Source organism: Sterolibacterium denitrificans (assembly GCF_900174485.1).
Lineage (GTDB): Bacteria > Pseudomonadota > Gammaproteobacteria > Burkholderiales > Rhodocyclaceae > Sterolibacterium > Sterolibacterium denitrificans.
In genome coordinates, this window is the sequence record NZ_LT837803.1 from 2,621,736 (window position 1) to 2,636,636 (window position 14,901).

18 protein-coding genes and 1 pseudogene are annotated in these 14,901 nt (G+C 62.7%); 7 read left to right on the forward strand and 12 right to left on the reverse strand.

What is annotated here, in order from left to right; genetic code table 11:
- The first annotated feature begins 36 nt into the window (after nucleotides 1-36).
- Both rpmE and SDENCHOL_RS11785 read left to right on the forward strand, forming a co-directional pair.
- The gene (gene rpmE / locus SDENCHOL_RS11780) at nucleotides 37-249 is read left to right on the forward strand and encodes a 50S ribosomal protein L31 (RefSeq protein WP_067169927.1); all 213 of its coding nucleotides are present in this window, start codon (nucleotides 37-39) and stop codon (nucleotides 247-249) included.
- A gap of 107 nt (nucleotides 250-356) precedes the next feature.
- On the forward strand, nucleotides 357-2,081 hold the full coding sequence (locus SDENCHOL_RS11785; protein WP_067169929.1) for an ArnT family glycosyltransferase: 1,725 nt from the start codon (nucleotides 357-359) through the stop codon (nucleotides 2,079-2,081).
- Nucleotides 2,082-2,283: 202 nt separating this feature from the next.
- Here the strand turns inward: SDENCHOL_RS11785 and orn are convergent, their stop codons facing one another.
- Nucleotides 2,284-2,832: an oligoribonuclease gene (orn, locus tag SDENCHOL_RS11790; protein ID WP_067169931.1), complete on the reverse strand. Its 549-nt coding sequence runs from the start codon at nucleotides 2,830-2,832 to the stop codon at nucleotides 2,284-2,286.
- Nucleotides 2,833-2,943: 111 nt separating this feature from the next.
- Here orn and SDENCHOL_RS11795 point away from each other — a divergent pair, with 111 nt between their 5' ends.
- Complete coding sequence (locus tag SDENCHOL_RS11795) at nucleotides 2,944-4,224, forward strand: M48 family metallopeptidase (RefSeq protein ID WP_067169933.1); 1,281 nt, start codon at nucleotides 2,944-2,946, stop codon at nucleotides 4,222-4,224.
- Nucleotides 4,225-4,247: 23 nt separating this feature from the next.
- Here the strand turns inward: SDENCHOL_RS11795 and SDENCHOL_RS11800 are convergent, their stop codons facing one another.
- On the reverse strand, nucleotides 4,248-4,580 hold the full coding sequence (locus SDENCHOL_RS11800; RefSeq protein ID WP_067169936.1) for an addiction module antidote protein: 333 nt from the start codon (nucleotides 4,578-4,580) through the stop codon (nucleotides 4,248-4,250).
- Entirely contained in the window at nucleotides 4,577-4,894 is a 318-nt protein-coding gene (locus SDENCHOL_RS11805; protein ID WP_067169938.1) for a type II toxin-antitoxin system RelE/ParE family toxin, read from the reverse strand. Before SDENCHOL_RS11805 ends, SDENCHOL_RS11800 begins: the two co-directional genes overlap by 4 nt.
- Before the next feature lie 119 nt (nucleotides 4,895-5,013).
- Between SDENCHOL_RS11805 and rsgA the strand changes: the two genes are divergently transcribed.
- Nucleotides 5,014-5,910 (forward strand): ribosome small subunit-dependent GTPase A, encoded by an 897-nt coding sequence (gene rsgA, locus SDENCHOL_RS11810; RefSeq protein WP_067170705.1) that lies wholly within the window; start codon nucleotides 5,014-5,016, stop codon nucleotides 5,908-5,910.
- 228 nt (nucleotides 5,911-6,138) lie between these two features.
- Here the strand turns inward: rsgA and SDENCHOL_RS11815 are convergent, their stop codons facing one another.
- The 7 genes from SDENCHOL_RS11815 to SDENCHOL_RS14550 all read right to left on the reverse strand — a co-directional run bounded on the left by SDENCHOL_RS11815 (nucleotide 6,139) and on the right by SDENCHOL_RS14550 (nucleotide 11,485).
- Entirely contained in the window at nucleotides 6,139-6,570 is a 432-nt protein-coding gene (locus SDENCHOL_RS11815; RefSeq protein WP_231912975.1) for a type II toxin-antitoxin system VapC family toxin, read from the reverse strand.
- Nucleotides 6,567-6,821, reverse strand: a complete 255-nt coding sequence (locus SDENCHOL_RS11820) for a type II toxin-antitoxin system Phd/YefM family antitoxin (RefSeq protein ID WP_067169943.1) — start codon at nucleotides 6,819-6,821, stop codon at nucleotides 6,567-6,569. The genes SDENCHOL_RS11815 and SDENCHOL_RS11820 overlap by 4 nt, the downstream gene beginning before the upstream one ends.
- A gap of 97 nt (nucleotides 6,822-6,918) precedes the next feature.
- Nucleotides 6,919-7,287 (reverse strand): hypothetical protein, encoded by a 369-nt coding sequence (locus SDENCHOL_RS11825; RefSeq protein ID WP_197706913.1) that lies wholly within the window; start codon nucleotides 7,285-7,287, stop codon nucleotides 6,919-6,921.
- 121 nt (nucleotides 7,288-7,408) lie between these two features.
- On the reverse strand, nucleotides 7,409-7,699 hold the full coding sequence (locus tag SDENCHOL_RS11830) for a type II toxin-antitoxin system YafQ family toxin (protein WP_067169945.1): 291 nt from the start codon (nucleotides 7,697-7,699) through the stop codon (nucleotides 7,409-7,411).
- Nucleotides 7,686-7,955, reverse strand: a complete 270-nt coding sequence (locus SDENCHOL_RS11835) for a type II toxin-antitoxin system RelB/DinJ family antitoxin (protein ID WP_067169947.1) — start codon at nucleotides 7,953-7,955, stop codon at nucleotides 7,686-7,688. The genes SDENCHOL_RS11830 and SDENCHOL_RS11835 overlap by 14 nt, the downstream gene beginning before the upstream one ends.
- A gap of 1,188 nt (nucleotides 7,956-9,143) precedes the next feature.
- Nucleotides 9,144-9,554, reverse strand: coding sequence for a flagellar protein FlaG (locus SDENCHOL_RS11840; RefSeq protein WP_067169949.1), 411 nt, complete (start codon nucleotides 9,552-9,554; stop codon nucleotides 9,144-9,146).
- An 80-nt stretch (nucleotides 9,555-9,634) separates the two neighbouring features.
- Nucleotides 9,635-11,485 (reverse strand): flagellin, encoded by a 1,851-nt coding sequence (locus SDENCHOL_RS14550; protein WP_067169952.1) that lies wholly within the window; start codon nucleotides 11,483-11,485, stop codon nucleotides 9,635-9,637.
- Nucleotides 11,486-11,753: 268 nt separating this feature from the next.
- Here SDENCHOL_RS14550 and SDENCHOL_RS11850 point away from each other — a divergent pair, with 268 nt between their 5' ends.
- The gene (locus SDENCHOL_RS11850) at nucleotides 11,754-12,023 is read left to right on the forward strand and encodes a type II toxin-antitoxin system RelB/DinJ family antitoxin (RefSeq protein WP_067169953.1); all 270 of its coding nucleotides are present in this window, start codon (nucleotides 11,754-11,756) and stop codon (nucleotides 12,021-12,023) included.
- A pseudogene (locus SDENCHOL_RS11855) lies at nucleotides 12,010-12,292 on the forward strand (type II toxin-antitoxin system YafQ family toxin). The gene SDENCHOL_RS11850 and the pseudogene SDENCHOL_RS11855 overlap by 14 nt, the downstream one beginning before the upstream one ends.
- A gap of 99 nt (nucleotides 12,293-12,391) precedes the next feature.
- Here SDENCHOL_RS11855 and SDENCHOL_RS11860 read toward each other — a convergent pair.
- Nucleotides 12,392-12,787 (reverse strand): type II toxin-antitoxin system HicB family antitoxin, encoded by a 396-nt coding sequence (locus SDENCHOL_RS11860; RefSeq protein WP_067169956.1) that lies wholly within the window; start codon nucleotides 12,785-12,787, stop codon nucleotides 12,392-12,394.
- Between the two features lie 11 nt (nucleotides 12,788-12,798).
- Nucleotides 12,799-12,981, reverse strand: coding sequence for a type II toxin-antitoxin system HicA family toxin (locus SDENCHOL_RS11865; RefSeq protein WP_067169958.1), 183 nt, complete (start codon nucleotides 12,979-12,981; stop codon nucleotides 12,799-12,801).
- A 974-nt stretch (nucleotides 12,982-13,955) separates the two neighbouring features.
- Here SDENCHOL_RS11865 and SDENCHOL_RS11870 point away from each other — a divergent pair.
- Nucleotides 13,956-14,885 carry a recombination-associated protein RdgC gene (locus SDENCHOL_RS11870; protein ID WP_067169960.1) on the forward strand — a complete coding sequence of 310 codons (930 nt, stop codon included), beginning with the start codon at nucleotides 13,956-13,958 and terminating at the stop codon, nucleotides 14,883-14,885.
- Nucleotides 14,886-14,901 lie beyond the last annotated feature (16 nt).

Consider the following 14,901-nt stretch of genomic DNA (forward strand, 5'->3'; position numbering starts at 1 on the left):
CGCGGATCCGCGAACTCTCAAAACACAGGACTCATCATGAAAGACGCCATCCATCCCAACTACGCCGAAATCGACGTCACCTGCTCCTGCGGCAACAACTTCAAGACCCGCTCGACCAGCAGCAAGGCGCTGCATATCGAAGTGTGTTCCGAATGCCACCCCTTCTACACCGGCAAGCAGAAGATCGTCGACACCGCCGGCCGCGTCGAACGCTTCCGCCAGAAATACGGCAACGTCCAGCGCGCCTGATTCCCGGCGCCCATCCCCTCTATCGCTGCACTCCGGCGACGCAGGCAATACGAAAAAGGCAGCCCAGGCTGCCTTTTTACATACTCCCAGTCCCTCCCTGGCCACCCATGCGGCTGCCCCGTTTCCCCATCCTTCCTCCCTGGCGCGGCCTGCCGCTGGCGGCGGTCTGCGCCCTCTACCTGTTCGCCGGACTGACCGGCCACGATCCCTGGAAGAACGACGACGCCCTGCATTTCGGCATCGCCTGGGAACTCTACCGCGGCGGCGACTGGCTGGTGCCGCAGCTTGCCGGCGCGCCCTGGCTCGACACCCCGCCGCTCTACTACTGGATCGCCGCCCTCTGCGGCCACCTGTTCGGCCCGCTGCTGCCGCTGCATGACGCCATCCGCCTCGCCTCGGGCCTGTGCGGCGCGCTGTTTCTGGCACTGCTGGCCTTTGCCGGACGCCTGCTGCACAAATCCAGCCAGACGAAAAAAATCGGTGAAATCGGCGAACTCGAAGACGACACGCGCCGCCGCACCGGCAACGCCGCCCCGCTGATCGCCATCGGCTGCCTGGGCCTGCTGCTGCCCATCCATGACACGCAACCCTTCATTGCGCTGCTCGCCGCCAGCGCCGTCGCCTATGGCGGCTTCGCCCTGTTGCCGCTGCGTCCCATGGCGGGCGGCAGTCTCGCCGGGCTGGGCATCGGCCTGGGCTTTCTGGCCGGCGGCACGCTCGCCCTGGCCCATCTGCTGCCCTTGCTCCTGCTGCTGCCGCTCAACCGCCACTGGCGCACACCCACCGCCCTGCGCGGCCTGCTCATCACCCTGCTGCTGGCCGCCCTGCTCTGCGCCGCCTGGCCGCTGCTGCTCGCCAGCCAGCGGCCCGACGCCTACGCCCTCTGGCTGGAACGCATGCTGGCCAGCCTGCGCTACCAGAGCGACTGGTGGCGCAACCTGCCCGATTTCGCCAAGCTCCTTGCCTGGTTCGCCTGGCCGGCGCTGCCGCTCGCGCTCTGGGCGCTGTGGCTGAATCGCCGCCACCTCGGCCACCCGGCCATCGCCCTGCCCCTCATCGGCACGCTGACCAGCTTCGGCATCCTGCTGCTGTTCGGCGAACCCCGTCCCACGCTGCAGGCCCTACCGCTGCTGGTGCCGCTGATCCTGCAGGCGGCGAGCAGCGCCCATCTGCTGCGGCGCGGCGCGGCAAATGCCTTCGACTGGTTCGGCATGATGACCTTCAGCTTTTTCGCCTTGCTGATCTGGCTGGGCGGCAGCGCCCTGTCCTTCGGCCTGCCCGAAAAAATCGCCCGCAATGCCGCCAGGATAGCGCCGGGCTACAGCCACGAATTCTCCCTCCTTGCCTTCGCGCTGGCTGTCGTGCTGAGCCTGGTCTGGTTCTGGCTGATCTGCACCAGCCCGCGCTCGGCCTGGCGCGGCATCAGCCACTGGGCCGCCGGCGTCGCCCTGATGTGGACGCTGCTGATCACCCTCTGGCTGCCCTGGGTCGACTACGGCAAAAGCTATCGCAGCGTGGCCGAGTCGCTGCAGCAAGCCCTGCCGCAGGAAAAAGACGCCGGCTGCATCGCCCAGCGCGACCTCGGCCTGCCGCAACGGATCTCCTTCGATTATTTCGTCGGCATCCGTCCCCGCGCCGCCGACTCGGCAGACGGCCAGGACTGCCCACTGCTGCTGATCCAGGGCACGGCAGCCGGCGGCCGCATCCCACAAGGCGCCGACTGGCAACAACGCTGGGAAGGCCGCCGCCCGAGCGACCGCAACGAACGCTTCTGGCTCTACCAGCGCATTCCCCACACGCAGGCAGCACAGGCAGCGCAGGCGCAGAAGTAAGCCGGGAAAATCAGCAACAGGAAGGTGAAAGTCGGGAAGCTGCCGTTACCGTGCTCACGGCTGCGCACAACTTCTCACGACTTGTTACCCTCACCATTACCCTTACTAGAGGGTAATTCATTACCCTTATTTACCACCCTCGCCGCCCCCGACACCCACAGCGCCGCCGGGCCGCGGCCCGTGCAGACCAAACGGCAGCGCCTCAGGCCAGCCGGATGAAATGCTCGCGGTAATACTTCATTTCCTCGATGGATTCGAGGATGTCGGCCAACGCCGTATGCTGGCCGTTCTTGGTCACGCCCTTGGCCAGTTCCGGACGCCAGCGCTTGCAGAGTTCCTTGAGCGTGCTGACATCCAGGTTGCGGTAATGAAAATACGCTTCCAGCGCCGGCATGTAGCGCGCCATGAAGCGCCGGTCCTGGCAGATCGAATTGCCGCACATCGGCGTCGTCCGCGCCGGCACGTGCTGCTTGATGAAATCCAGGCACTGCGCCTCGATCGCCGCCTCGTCGAACGTTGACGCGCGCACCTTCTCGATCAGCCCAGAGCGGCCATGGGTGCCCTTGTTCCACTCATCCATGCCATCGAGCACCGCATCCGACTGGTGCACCACCCAGGACGGACTTTCCGCCACAATACCGAGTTGCGAATCGGTGACCACCATCGCAATCTCGATGATCCGGTCCCCGTCGGGATTCAGTCCCGTCATCTCCATATCCAGCCAGACAAGCGCATTCTGATCCTGTGCCATAACCTCACCCACCTCATCCGTTCTTCAGCGAAAAATCGAGCCCGCATTCTCTCACAGTCTCGCAGTTGCAACGCCTGCCCCCCAGCTCCAGCCACACACCCGCCGCCCGCCATGACCGCCCAGCAATTCACCCAGCTCTTTCTGGCCGCGCTCGCCGCCAACGTCCTCCTCCACTTCTGGCTGAAGCTGCGCCAGTTGCGCCACATCGCCGCCCATCGCCACGCCGTGCCGGACGCCTTTGCCGCCCGCATCAGCCTGGCCGAACACCACAAGGCCGCCGACTACGGCAGCGCCAAGGCGCGCCTGGCCCTGATCGAACTGGCGATCGGCAGCATCCTGCTGTTGTTATTCACCCTCGGCGGCCTGCTGCAGCACATCGACGAACTATGCCGCCACTACCTGCCCGCCGGCGGCTACCTGCATGGTCTGGCGCTGATCGCAGCCGTCGTCGTGATCAGCTTCCTGGCCCACCTGCCGCTCGACCTCTACCAGCGCTTCAGCCTCGAAGCGCGCTACGGCTTCAACAAGCTCACCCCGGCGCTCTGGCTCGCCGATCTGGTCAAGCAAACCCTGCTCGCGCTCATCATCGGCACCCCGCTGCTGCTCGCCGTGCTCTGGCTGATGACCCGCATGGGCAGCGCCTGGTGGCTCTACGTCTGGGCCTTCTGGATGGGCTTCAACCTGCTCGCCCTGCTGCTCTACCCGACGCTGATCGCCCCGCTCTTCAACAAGTTCGAAGCGCTCGCCGATCCCGCCCTGCGGGCCCGCATCGAAGCCCTGCTGGCGCGCTGCGGCTTCAAGTCCAGCGGCCTGTTCGTCATGGACGGCTCCAAACGCAGCACCCACGGCAACGCCTACTTCACCGGCTTCGGCCGCGCCAAGCGCATCGTCTTCTACGACACCCTGCTCGATCGCCTCGACCCGGCGGAAATCGACGCCGTCCTCGCCCACGAACTCGGCCACTACCGCCAGCACCACATCTGGCAGCGCGTCCTCCTGCTCGGCCTGTTCAGCCTGGCCTTCTTCGCCCTGCTTGGCCTGCTGATCGACCAGAGCTGGTTCTACGCCGGACTCGGCATCACCCCACCTGCGGCCGGCGGCCCGGCCGCCACGGCGCTGGCCCTGCTGCTGTTCTTCCTCGTCGTGCCGGTATTCACCTTCCTGCTCACGCCGCTGCTCTCGCAACTCTCGCGCCGCCACGAATACCAGGCCGACGCCTACGCCGCGCGGCACACCGCCGCCGCCGACCTGATCAGCGCCCTGGTCAAACTCTACCGCGACAACGCCGCCACCCTCACCCCCGACCCGCTGCACTCCCTGTTCCACGACAGCCACCCGCCGGCCGGCCTGCGGGTGGCGCATCTACAAAATTTGCGGATTACGACTTCATGACAGCGCGACAACAGCCAAACAGCTCACGCCAGCGCATGCCCCTGTGGCTCGATGGACAACCGCATGCCCACCGCCTTTAGCACGGCGAGCAAAGTTTTCAAAGTGGGATTACCGCGTGGCGACAGCGCGCGATACAGCGCCTCACGGCTGATTCCTGCCTGAGCTGCAACTGCTGCTAGCCCGCCGTAAGCTTCCACCACAGTACGCAACGCCAGCAGACCTGCCGCACGATCATCAGGGTCGTCCAACGACTCCATCGCCACCCTCAAATATTCGATCGCCAGTTCACGATCTGCGCGCAGCTCCGCAACTTCACGCTCACGGTGCATTACCATCGCCTGCAGTTTTCTGCTCATGCCTGCCTCCGTTTCCAATCCGCCCAATGCTCACGAGCGGTCATGATGTCGCGCTTTTGCGTACTCTTGTCGCCGGCGCAGAGCAAAACCACCACGCGCGCCCCATGTCGCCCCAGATACATACGATAGCCAGCGCCAAAATGTGCCTGCAACTCCAGCACACCCTCACCTACCGGCTCGCAATCACCAAAATTCCCCGCCTCCAATCGCTTCAGACGCAAACGCGCCTGCAGCGCCTTGTCACGCAAGGCATTCAACCACGCTGTCACAGGCTCCTGGCCGTCGCTGGTCTGGTAGCGAAAGATTTCAATCATGTCCCGGATTGTAACTTATAATGCACTCCACGCACGTTTTCATCAACGCCCTGCTATCCAGCCAGAACAGGCCTGATATCGTACTATCCCGGGTTACCGACATCTTTCGTTCGCCGCAAGTGACACCCTCACCGCCCCCCGCCACCGGTCTGATCACGGCCGCCTTCGGCCGCCACTACGAAATCGAACTGGCGGATGGCCAACGGATCACCGGCTATCCGCGCGGCAAGAAAAGCCCCTACGCCTGCGGCGATCGCGTCGAACTGGAACATGCCGCCGACGGCCAGGCGCAGATACGCCGCCATCTGCCGCGCGCCTCGCTGCTCTACCGGGCGGATGCCTGGCGGCAGAAACTCATCGTCGCCAATGCCACGCAACTCGTACTGGTCGCCGCCACCGAACCCTCGTTCAGCGACGAACTCCTCACCCGCGCCCTGGTCGCCGCCGAAAGCCAGAACCTGCGCAGCCTCATCATCCTCAACAAGACCGACCTGACCGCCCAGCTCGACGCCGCCCGCGCCCGCCTCGCCCCGCTGGCCGCGCTCGGCTACCCGGTCATCGAACTGAGCGCAGCACAGCACCCCGAAGCCGCCGCCCGCGCTCTGCAACCCCACCTGGCCGGCCAATGCAGCATCCTCGTCGGCCAATCCGGCATGGGCAAATCAACGCTGCTCAACGCCCTGATCCCCGGCGCCAACGCCACCACCCGCGAAATCTCCGCCGCGCTCGACAGCGGCAAGCACACCACCACCCACGCCCGCCTCTACCGCCTGCCCGGCGCCAGCGCGGACGCTGCCCTCATCGACAGCCCCGGCCTGCAGGAATTCGGCCTCGCCCACCTCACGCGCGGCGAAATCGAACAAGGCTTCCGCGAATTCCGCCCCCACCTCGCCGCCTGCCGCTTCCGCGACTGCCACCATCGCGACGAACCCGGCTGCGCCATCAAACAGGCCGTCGACCACGGCGCCATCCACCCGCGCCGCTATGAACTCTATCTGCGGCTGGGACAAGCATAGGCGCGGATCGCGGCCAGCAGACAACGATCAGCAATCCACGGTGGCGCAAGTCAGAGCATACGCTCGCGGCGGTTTTTCTTTCAACGGCCAAATATCGGCTCCGTCATTCCCGCGCAGGCGGGAATCCAGTACGTCCCTGGGTCCCCGCCTGCGCGGGGGCGACGAATGTGTGTATCAATCAGCGTGCGACACGACACCAGCCGAGGCTAGCCAGGAAATATCGACCCTTTACGCTGGCAACAGCGCCCACGGATTAACGATACTCACGCCCGTCGGCTTGAAATCAGCAACATTGCGCGTGACCACCGTCATACCGTGCACCAGCGCCGTTGCCGCAATGAGCGCACCACGCTCGCCACGCTGGTCGGGCACATGCAGCCGGGCGCAGCGTTGCGCCACGGCAGTATCGACGGGCAATATGCGCCCGGAAAACTCGGTCAATACGTACTGCTCCAGCCACAAGCGCAACATGGCTCCTTGACTGGCATCCTTGCACTCGATCGACAGAACGCCAAGCTCCAGCTCCATGATGGTGATGGTCGATACAAAGAGTTCAGCGGCATCGACGCTTTCCGCCCATGCCGCCACATTCGCATCGGCCCTGCCAAGCCGTACCTTGCGCAGCTCGGACAGCACGTTGGTATCGAGCACGTACATCATGAAAGATCAGCCGGCCGGACACCAATACTCACGCGCGGCGGCTCAAACCCGACATCCGCAACACCCGGCATCGCCAGCGCGTCGGCAATGTTGCGCCGCTGCTTCGTCAACCGCTGATAATCCTCGAAGCTCAACAGCACGTGCGCAGGCTTGCCGCGATCCGTGATGAACACGGGGCCGTTCCTGGTGGCCTTCTTTGCTCGCGTCACGTCCTGATTCAGCTCCCGGCTGGATAGCGTCGTAATGGTCATGGGGTGCCTCCTATATCAACCAGCGATGTAGTCACGTTACTACAAGCTTGATTGGGAGGTAAATGCTGACCAAAGCAGTCGTCAGCCCCAGTCCATATCAGGGCATACGCTCGCTTTCAACCTTACGAGCCAGACCGACCGCACCCGCAGGTTCAGTTTCGAACTGGTTCGTCGCCATGTACCCGTAGAGTCGATGACTCAGCATGTCACGCAAGCGAGGCAGGCTCGGAACCCAACCCTTCCTGACAACATCCGCCGACGCCAGCCTTGCGTTCGGGTGTGAAGCGAAGTAGCGCTCGCTTGCCTGCATCAGGCGCATCGACTCACTGGGGAATCGCGACCGGACGACCATCGCGGCCAGGCGGAACACATTGGCCTCGCGCTGGTCCTGCGCCGGCTGCGCAGCCTCCCGAGCGGCGGCAGCACACCGGGCAAACAGTGCCGATTCAGCATCTCTGGCAGTCATTGCGGCAAGCTCCATCACAACAAGAAATCACGATTTCCCATGCCATGACTCTATAGCGAAACAACGCTTGGCGAGAAGCACTCCATGGGTTTGAATGGCAGCCGGGCCGATGCTGGTGCGGTCAGCCGAAAAGCTCGCTGTGTGAGCCAAGGCGAGCCAAACGCAGGATTCCGTGCTCTTCGGTATCTATCTTCCGGTAAATCAACAGCAAATCGGGTTTAAGGTGGCATTCGCGGCAACCTGCCCAGTCCCCGGTCAAATCATGATCGCGCTGACTGGGCTGTAGCGCCTGGTCGTCGGCCAACGCCTGAACCACAAGCTCTAGCGAAGCATCCAGCGTACCGCGATGCTGGCCTTTACTCTCGCGTTTGTAATCCTTTTTAAACCTTGAAGTCCACTCAATCATCCGCATGGAGTTCCCTCATCAACTCGGCCACGCTGTGCGCACGCGGCAGATTGCCGCTTTCCAGCTCTTCGATGGCTGCGCGGGTTTCGGCGTTGGGCACCTTGAGTTCAAGGGGGAAAGCCTGGTCAGCGGCGACACGGCGAAGCAGGATGCGCAGGGCATCCGAAACGGACAGCCCCATCGCCTGCAATGCGGCAGTGGCCTTGTCCTTGGTTTCGCTGTCAATGCGGGCGCGTACAAAAGTGTCTGCGGTCGTGGTCATGTCTGTTCTCCCTGTACTGTAACTACATTGTGGCTATAGCATACAAAACAGTCAAGGCGCAGGCCTCGTCATGTTTCAGAAGCCAGGTTTCGCCCTGGCGGGTGACCTACTTTCTTGTCGTACGACAAAGAGGAAAGGAGCCAGGAAGGGAAATGGGCCAGGGTCGGTATTTTGAGATTTCGGTGGGGGTTTTTCTGACGGTGCGCTGAAGCCGGGACTCGCCCCGGCGGGCGACCTCCTTTCTTGTCGTGCGACAAGAAAGGAGGCAAAGAAGCGCACCCCGGTGTCTCGGCCCTTCGGGCTACCCGAGTTTCGCCGCCGCCGAGCGGCCGGTTTCTAAACTCGCTGCGCTCAGACAACGAAACCGGAAAGCCCCGCTCGGCGGCGGCGAAACTCGGCGAGACACAGGGGAATGGGGTGCTGCTCAACGCGTGGGGGTTGAAAAGCCAAATACCAAATCGGCTGGAAGATGTAAATATCGGATTCGTCATTCCCGCGAAAGCGGGAATCCAGTACGTTCCTGGGTCCCCGCTTTCGCGGGGACGACGAATATGTGTCAAGCGTGCAACCCTGCATCAGCTTACCCGGCGCAAAGCGCCACGCTCTGTCCGTTGGGCTGTGACGCTTTTCCATTCCCCTCTGCGCCGCCGAGCGGAGCTGGCCTCGGACGGGGAAGTCCTGCTTTGCTGTTCGAGCGTAGCGAGTTTGCAAAGCAGGCCGGCCGAGGGTAGCGCAGTGAGGGCAGCCCGAAGGGCCGGCGCACCGACAGGAGCCCGAAGGGCGGAGCCACCCGTAGAGGTGGGGCGCGCTTTTTGGTTACTTTTTGCCGCGCGGCAAAAAGTAACTCGCCCGCCGGGGCGAGTCCCGGCTTCAGCGTTCCATCAGAAAAACCCCCACCGAAATCTCAAAATACCAACCCTGCGCTCTACATCGTCGTCCCCGCGAAAGCGGGGACCCAGGAACGTACTGGATTCCCGCTTTCGCGGGAATGACGACGATGCGCGCTTCGTCGGGTAGGCCGTGCTGCTGGATTCCCGCCTACGCGGGAATGACGAAGCCGATATTCGGAAATATCGCCCCCCAAAAAAAAACAGCCAACCGCACAATGCAGTTGGCGTAAACAAAAAACCCCTGCCCCATACGGGGCAAGTAGCAAGTCAGCAGACAACCCGCCGATCAATCAATCGGTCAAGCGCTATCCTTGATCAGCACGCTCTGCGCGTTCTGGTACTCCTCGATCGACTTGGCCAGGGCCAGCATTTCCTCGGAAGGAATCTGGCGGATGACCTCATCGGTCTGGGCGTCGACGATCTTGACGATGGTCTTGCCGCTGTCGTCGTCGAGCGAGAACACCAGGTTGCTGGCGCGGCTCTGCACCAATTCCGCCACCTGGCGGGTCGCCTCTTCGACGGCGGCCAGGCTGGCGGCGGGCGCTGCCTGGGCCGGCGCGGGCGCCGGTGCCGCGGACGGCGTGCCGACGGGCGGCGCAGCCACGGTCACGGCCGCTGCTGAAGCCATTGCGCCGCTGGCGCGGCTACCCGTTTCGCTGCCGGCGCTGGCGGTGGTGCTTACCGTTGGGCCGATGGTCGGGATGCTCATGGTCCATTCTCCTTGGCAAACGGCCAGGCGGAGCACCTGTTTCAGTGCTCCGCCCGGCGCATCTTACAACAGCCCCAGACTTACCTCAGCAGGCTCAGCACCATGTTGGGCATGGAGTTGGCTTGCGAAAGCATGGCGATACCCGCTTGCTGGAGAATCTGCGCACGCGTCAGGTTGGCCGTTTCCTGGGCGAAGTCGGCATCCTGGATGCGGCTGCGGGAAGCCGTGAGGTTTTCCGACGTGGCCTGCATGTTGGCGATCGCCGACTCGAAGCGGTTCTGGATCGCGCCGAAGGTGCTGCGCAGATCGGAAACCGAAGTCAGCGCCGCGTCGATGCGCTGGATCAGCTCGTTGGCGCCCGCCACGGTCTTCACGTTGCCGCCGGTCAGGCTGCCGGAAGCCGTGATGGGATCCGCCCCCATACCGACCGTCGTGGTGCCAACGCTGCCGGTCACCGTGATGGTCTGGCCGGAGACGATGCTCATCGTGCCATCATCGTTGAGCGACGCCTGACCATTGCCAGCCAGGGCGCGATTCACCGCAGCGACCAGGCTCTGAGCGGTCGCGTAGCTGCCATCGGCCACCTGCACGGCATCGGCGTCGCCGAGCTTGATGCTGAAGTTGCCGGCAACTGTAATCGGCGCAGCCGCCACACCAGCGACATCGCCATCGGTGACGGCAGTCAGAGTCTCTGTACCGCCCATGACGATGCTGCCAGCAGCCGCATTTTTCGCCGTGAAAGTCAGGTTGGTGCCATCACTGGCGACGGTGAAGCCCGCCGCCGAATAACCCGCCGCACCCTGGATGGCGGAAAGCAGATTAGCAGCACTCGTAATGTTCGAATCCAGCGTTACGTTGAAAGCGCTGCCACCAGGCACCGTGATGCTGAAGTCGCTGTTGGCGCTGGTGTCGGCGTCGGCACCCGACGCGTCAACATTGATGGTGGCTGCCAAGGTACCGCTAACAGACATGGCGTGATTAGTGCTGGGCAAACCGGCCGTCGCGTAAGTCAGCGTAAGCGTGTTGGTGCCAACGGTCGCAGTAATGTCATCCAACCGCCCATCGGCATTGGCTGAATCGGCCTTGTACGCATCAATTGCAGCCTTGAGTGCAGCAGCAGTGGTGTCATTGGTGAGTGGCGTACCGGATATGTCGCGCGTAATCGTAACGGCAGTGGCAGACGTAATGGTCTCGCTGGCGGCTCCACCTTGTACAAAAGTGAATGTAATGCCATCAAGCACGAAAGTATCGTTAGCAACCGCCGCCGCAGTCACTGCGACCGTGGATGTGCCTGTTGTAGCGTCTATTGTGCTGTAGTCAGCGAAGAGATCAGCAGCAGCCGTAGTGAAAGTAGCGGCGCTGCCTTCGATGAGGCCGGCCAGGTCGGTGGTCGAGGTAGCCTTCGCCACCGCGCCGACGCTGTCCAGGCGCATGCTGGTGCTGGCACCCAGATCGAAGCCGATGGTCTGGCCGACGTTGGCGCCGACCTGGAAGGTCGCGCTGCCGAAGCTGCCGTCGAGCAGGTAGCGGCCGTTGAACGAGGTTTGGGAAGCCACGCGGTCGATTTCCTGCATGCGCTGCTGCACTTCGAGGTCGATGGCCGAGCGGTCGGTATTGGAGTTGGTGGCGTTGGCCGATTGCAGGGCCAGCTCGCGCACGCGCTGCAGGTTCTGCGTCAATTCGCCCAGCGCGCCTTCGCCGGACTGGGCCAGCGAGATGCCGTCATTGGCATTGCGCACGGCCTGGTTCAGACCGCGGATCTGGGTGGTGAAACGCTCGGCAATCGCCAGACCGGCGGCGTCGTCCTTGGCGCTGTTGATGCGCAAGCCGGAAGACAGACGCTGCAGGGAAGTTTCGAGCAGCGAGCTGGAAGCGCTCAGATTGCGCTGCGCGTTGATCGAGGCAATGTTGGTATTGATGACTGAAGCCATTTTGGTTCTCCTTTATCTATCAGGGAGTTACGGTGTCAAGGCGGAGTACGCAAAATGTGTCTTCCTCGCCTTTGGTTCAGGTAACGGTTTGGCGGGGGGAAACTTTAGGTGGTTTGGTGAAAAAATTTTGTGGTTGGGGGGTGCGGGTAAATTGGCGGGTAAGTTCCGGCTTTACTGCTTATGAGCCTGAGCCATTTTCACCCGCATATGTAGTCTCATTGAGACTACAATAGAACGACTAAACCACTCAATTCAAGGAGAGTAGGCCATGAGTACCGCAGCCGATAGCTATGTCCGCGCCCGCATCGACATCAAAACAAAGGAGCGCGCCGCCAGTGCGCTTGAAGCGATGGGGTTGTCGATTTCCGACGCCATCCGCTTGCTGATGTTGCGCATCGCGGACGAGCACCGCTTGCCCTTCGATGTGAAGGTGCCGAACGCCACCACACGCAAGGCAATCGCCGAGCTGGAAGCAGGTAAGGGCAAGAAGTTCGCCAGCGTCGATGACTTGATGGCAGATCTGCATGCGGACGATTGATCGTCCGTCAGCCTTCAAGCGCGATTACAAACGGGGAAGCAAAGGGGCAGCACCGAGCGACGCTGGATGATGCGCTGAGGGCTGTTATCGTGCCGTTGGCGCTCGATCAGCCGCTCGATGCTCATTATCGAGACCACGACTTGTCTGGCAATTGGGCAGGCTACCGTGAATGTCACATCAAGCCCGATCTGCTATTGATTTATCGAAAGTCCGACAACAATACCCTGCGCCTGGCACGGCTTGGCTCGCATAGCGAGCTTTTCGGCTAAGCCGTACTGACGAACAATCGTAAAGGGGCTGCTTTACTGTTCGAGCGCAGCGAGTTTGCAAAGCAGTTCAATGCGATCCAGCGCGAGGGATTGACGGGGTCATCGCATTGCCGCCCTGGCCGCCTCGGCCAGAAAGCCGGAGCGAGTTTCGCCGTGCGCTTTGGCGTAGCTGTCGATCTTCGCCAGCAGGCGGCGCGGCAGCGTGATATTGATTTTCTCCGCGCGCCCCTCGAAGCGCGATATATCCACATCGACCAGCGCCCATATCCATCCGGCAAACTCGGGATCAGCTTGCCATTGGGCGATACTGCGGGGCACCGGAATATCGTCGCCATCTTCGGCCAGAATTTCACAATGAGCCTCGATAGCCTCGACCGCGTTGGTGAAGGCATCCTCAGCAGAATCACCCGCCGAGAAGCAACCCGGAAGATCAGGCACAACGACACCCCATGCCGTGTTTTCGGTCGCGGGCTCAATGGCAATCGGAAATTTCATGATGTACTCCTTTACTTCAATCCAGCTTGTTTCAGCAGCTTAGGCACCAAGCCGACGCCCAAGTCCTGTTTGGGATGCGGCACGCTGATGTGACCAGGCTTCGTTGGGTGGCGAAAGATATGGTGGCTGCCCTTCACGTTCCGCAACTCCCAGCCGTCCGCTTCCAATTGCTTGATGACTTGCCTACTGTTCATGGTGGTTATTATAACTACCAATTTAAGAATTTTATGGAGGTTAAAAATTCAGAAGTGTAGAAGTAGGTCGGGGGCGGTATTTCGGTGGGGATTTCTCTGATGGTGCGCTGAAGCCGGGACTCGCCCTGGCGGGCGATTTGGCATTGCCAGGTTTCGCCCTGGCGGGCGACCTCCTTTCTTGTCGTGCGACAAGAAAGGAGGCAAAGAAGCGCACCCCAGTGTCTCGGCCCTGCGGGCTACCCGAGTTTCGCCGCCGCCGAGCGGCCGGTTTCTAAACTCGCTGCGCTCGGACAACGAAACCGGAAAACCCCGCTCGACGGCGGCGAAACTCGGCGAGACACAGGGGAATGGGGTGCTGCTCAACGCGTGGGGGTTGAAAAGCGAAACACCAAACCTGCTGGAATATATCGGCGGCTTCGTCATTCCCGCGAAAGCGGGAATCCAGTACGTCCCTGGGTCCCCGCTTTCGCGGGGACGACGAATATGTATCAAGCGTGCAACCCTGCATCAGCTTACCCGGCGCAAAGCGCCGCGCTCTGTCCGTCGGACTGTGACGCCTTTCATTCCCCTCTGCGCCGCCGAACGGAGCTGGCCTCGGACGGGGATGTCCTGCTTTGCTGTTCGAGCGTAGCGAGTTTGCAAAGCAGGCCGGCCGGGGACAGCGTAGTGAGGGCAGCCCGGCTTCGCCGGGCCGGCAAAGCGGGGCGCGCTTTTTGGTTACTTTTTGCCGCGCGGCAAAAAGTAACTCGCCCGCCGGGGCGAGTCCCGGCTTCAACGTTCCGTCAGAAAACAACCCACCGAAATATCAAAATACCGACCCTGGCCCCTTTCCCCTTTGTCGCACGACAAGAAAGGAGGTCGCCCGCCAGGGCGAAACCCGGCCTTTGAAAAGCCCGCCAACGCGAGCCCCGGCTTCAGCACCCGCCGGTTAGAATCACGCGGCCTTCCCAAAATCAACAGAAAAAGACTTTCCCATGTGGTTTCGCAATCTACAGATTTATCGCCTGGACCCGGACTGGCAGACCAACGCTGCCGGTTTGCAGCTCAAGCTCGAGAAGCATGCCTTTCGCGGCTGCAGCGCCAGCGAGATGCAGGCGCGGGGCTGGGTGCCGCCGCGCGGCAATCCGGATGAGCTGGTCATCGCCGCGAACCGGCAGTTGCTGATTTGCCTGGGCGTCGAGCAAAAGCTCCTGCCGGCTTCGGTGGTGCGCCAGTATGCCCAGGAGCGCCTGGCCGAGCTGGAGGAGCAGCAGGGCTTCAAGCCCGGCCGCCGGCAGACGCTGGACGTGCGTGAGGCAGTGACCGCCGAGTTGCTGCCGCGCGCTTTCGTCAAGCGCCGCCTGACCTATGTCTGGTTCGAGCTGCAGGGCGGCTGGTGCGCCATCGACGCCGGCAGCGCGGCGCGGGCGGAGGAAGTCGTCGAACACCTCAAGCAGACGCTGGGCGAGTTGCCGCTGCGGCCGCTGCGCACGCAGCTTTCGCCGGCCGCGGCGATGAGCGCCTGGCTGGCGGCCAGCGAGGCGCCGGACGGTTTCACCATCGACCGCGACTGCGAATTGCGCGCCGTCGGGGAGGATCGCGCCACCGTGCGCTATGTGCGGCATACGCTGGAAGCCGCCGAAATCGCCGGCCACATCGCCGCCGGCAAGTCCGTCACGCGCCTGGCGCTGACCTGGCAGGATCGGATTGCCTTCGTCCTCACCGAGCAGTTGCAGGTCAAGCGGCTGGCTTTTCTCGATCTGCTCAAGGAAGAGGCCGAGCGCCAGGCCGAGAGCGCCGACGAGTTGTTTGAAGCCGATTTCCTCATCATGTCGGGCGAATTCAGCCGCCTGCTGCCGCAGTTGGTCGCAGCGCTGGGCGGCGAAGGCGGGCCGGACGAAGAGGGGCCGGGGAGCCAAGGCTAGGGTTTGGAGGGAAGCG